The 2,717-nt window shown below is 64.5% G+C and carries 3 protein-coding genes and 1 pseudogene; 3 read left to right on the top strand and 1 reads right to left on the bottom strand.

Annotation, left to right across the window (positions count from 1 at the left end; genetic code table 11):
- Both AC1DSN_RS20965 and AC1DSN_RS20970 read left to right on the top strand, forming a co-directional pair.
- Nucleotides 1–671: LytR/AlgR family response regulator transcription factor (locus tag AC1DSN_RS20965; protein WP_477332655.1), on the top strand; the 671-nt coding region annotated here is incomplete at its 5' end.
- A gap of 143 nt (nt 672–814) precedes the next feature.
- A complete protein-coding gene (locus AC1DSN_RS20970) occupies nt 815–2,008 on the top strand; it encodes a DUF2252 family protein (protein WP_477296001.1) in 1,194 nt (397 codons plus the stop codon).
- Here AC1DSN_RS20970 and AC1DSN_RS20975 read toward each other — a convergent pair.
- Nucleotides 2,005–2,418, bottom strand: a complete 414-nt coding sequence (locus AC1DSN_RS20975) for a DUF3224 domain-containing protein (RefSeq protein WP_477296002.1) — start codon at nt 2,416–2,418, stop codon at nt 2,005–2,007. The two genes, AC1DSN_RS20970 and AC1DSN_RS20975, sit on opposite strands and share 4 nt — an antisense overlap.
- Nucleotides 2,419–2,537: 119 nt before the next feature.
- On the opposite strand from AC1DSN_RS20975, the pseudogene AC1DSN_RS20980 reads away from it, so the two are divergent.
- Nucleotides 2,538–2,717 (top strand): annotated as a pseudogene (locus AC1DSN_RS20980) (quinone oxidoreductase); the annotation flags it as partial.

Genomic DNA, 2,717 nt, shown 5'->3' on the forward strand with positions numbered 1-2,717 from the left:
CCGCCGTGCAGGCTATCCGCAACCAGTCGCCGGACCTCGTTTTCCTCGATATCCAGATGCCCGGCATCCAGGGCATGGATGTCGTGGCGACCATCGGCGCGGCACGGATGCCGGCCACCGTTTTCGTCACCGCGTTTGAGCACTACGCCGTCAAGGCGTTCGAGGCAAACGCCGTGGACTACCTCGTCAAGCCCTTCAGCCGGCAGCGTTTCACTGAAACCCTGCAGCGCGCGAAGGCGCGGTTGTCCGCCGTTGCGGTGCATGCGGCGGGCGGTTCCGGCATACAACAGGTGCTCGACGCGCTCAAACAGCGCGACAACTATCTCGAGCGCATCCCGGTACGTACCGACGAACACGTGGCCTTCGTCGACGTGAGCGACATCGTCTGGATCAAGGCTGACGGCAATGTCGTGCAGATCCATCTCGCTGACCGGCAGTACGAACTGCGGGAAACCATGGTGGCCCTCGCCGAGCGGCTCAACCCGAACCAGTTCGCGCGCATCCACCGCTCGGCAATTATCAACGTTCGGCGCGTACAGGCCATCCATCCGTGGTTCAACGGCCACCATGTAGTCACCATGGACACCGGACAAAAGCTACGCATGAGCCGCTACCAACACGAAGCTTTCCTCCGCCTCGTCTCGACGCGCACCGATCCACGCCCCGGCTAGCACCAGTGTAGGAGCCGATTCATCGGCGATCCCGCGCCAGCGGGCCCGTTCTCCTCCAGCTCGCAATCGCTTCACGCGACCCACGACACGCTGCCTCGTTATACGCGCTCACCATCGATGCGCAAGAACTTGCGAGGCGCACCATGGCAGTCAAGGGAACCGTTGAACCGGAAGATCGCACGGCACGCCTGACGGCGCTACGTAACCTCAAGATGGCGCGCTCGGCACACGTGTTCGTCCGCGGCAACACGCTGCAGTTCTACGACTGGCTCGACCACGCAGGACGAACGCTGCCGAAGGGGCCGGACATCTGGATATGCGGTGACTGCCACGTCAGCAACATCGGGCCGGTGGCGGACAACAACGGCGGTATCGACATCCAGATCCGCGATCTCGACCAGACCGTCATGGGCAATCCCGCGCATGACATCGTGCGACTGGCCGTGTCGCTCGCCACCGCCGCCCGTGGTTCCGATCTCCCAGGCGTGATTACGGCGCGCATGGTCGAGCAGCTCATCGACGGCTACGAGCGCGCCATGGGAAGCGGACGCAAGGACTATCGCCTCGTCGAACGTCCCTCGTGCATCAGCCTGGTCATGAGGGCAGCGACCAGGCGCCGCTGGAAGCATCTGGCCGAGGAACGCATCGCGGGCCCGAAGCCGTCCATTCCGCTGGGCCGCCGCTTCTGGCCGGTCACCGATGAAGAGCGCGCCGAGCTCGAGGCATTGGCATCGGGTACCGACATGCAGAAGCTGGTCGCGCAACTCGTGCATCGCAAGGACGATGCCACGGTCGAGCTCGTCGACGCCAAGTACTGGGTCAAGGGCTGCAGTTCGCTGGGACGACTTCGCTATGCGTTGCTGATGCGCGTGAGCGGCGGCAAGGAGCTCTGCCTGGTCGACGTCAAGGAAGCGCTGCGCGCGGCCGCACCGCGAAGTGCGACGGCGGATATGCCTCGCGACAACGCTCTCCGCGTGAAGGAGGGCGCGCTCCATCTTGCGCCCAACCTGGGCCAGCGGATGATGGCCTCGCGCATCCAGGGCAAGACAGTTTTCATTCGCGAGCTGCGTCCGCAGGACCTGAAGATCGACCTCGAACAGATGGAACCCGCCGATGCCATGGAGGTCGCCCGTTATCTGGGCAACGTGGTGGGCAGGGCACATGCTGCCCAGCTGAATCGCGACCAGCGCAAGAGCTGGCTCGCCGAACTCGCGCGCAACCGCCCGCAGAACATCGAGGCGCCATCGTGGCTATGGCGTAGCGTGGTGGAGCTGGTTCAGGCGCACGAGGGCGGGTACCTCGAGCATTGCCGGAAATACGCTGGAGCGCTCGCCTAGGTGAACGAATACGCGAAGTCGTAGCTGTGCTTGCCGTCGGCGATGATGATTTTCATCGAGCCGCTCAGCCCCCTCAGTTCGTCGGTGCCCGATTCGGGGACCACGACGATCGTCCATTCCGTCGGAGCACCACCCACCATCAAGGCGCGGTGGATCATGACGAAGCTGCCCCTGCGACCACCCAGCGTGCCGCTGATTTTCTCCAGCGCCACGTAACCGCCCGATGTTTTTCCGTCGCCAGCCCCGAGCATCTCGCCCTGGCCGCTACCTTCGAGGTCCCCCTGGAACTGCTTTTGCAGCGACAGGCGCGACAGCCCGGATCCCTCGGCGGCGGGGTTATCCGGCGTCTGCGGTTTGACCTCGACGCTGAAGCTGCCCCTGGCCTGTTGCAAGGATGCGTTGCTGTTCATGGGATATCCGGGCGTGGCGAATGTGACTGCCTTCACGGGTTATACGCTCCCCGGGCGCCAGGGACGATATCTGCCCTACCATACGGTCAACATCCCGGCACAAGGCCCCAGGTCCGCCCATGCAAGCCCTCCTGTTCGACCGCTTCGGCGGCACCGACGTCCTGCGCTGGGACACCATCGCCGACCCGGTTCCCGGCCCTGGCCAGGTGCTCGTCCGTACGCAAGCCGTAGGCCTGAACTTCGCAGACGTGTATCGCCGCAACGGCACCTATCATCTCTCGGGCGCCGCGCCCTGGATC

This window comes from Luteibacter sp. P4_D7_3, from assembly GCF_056401735.1.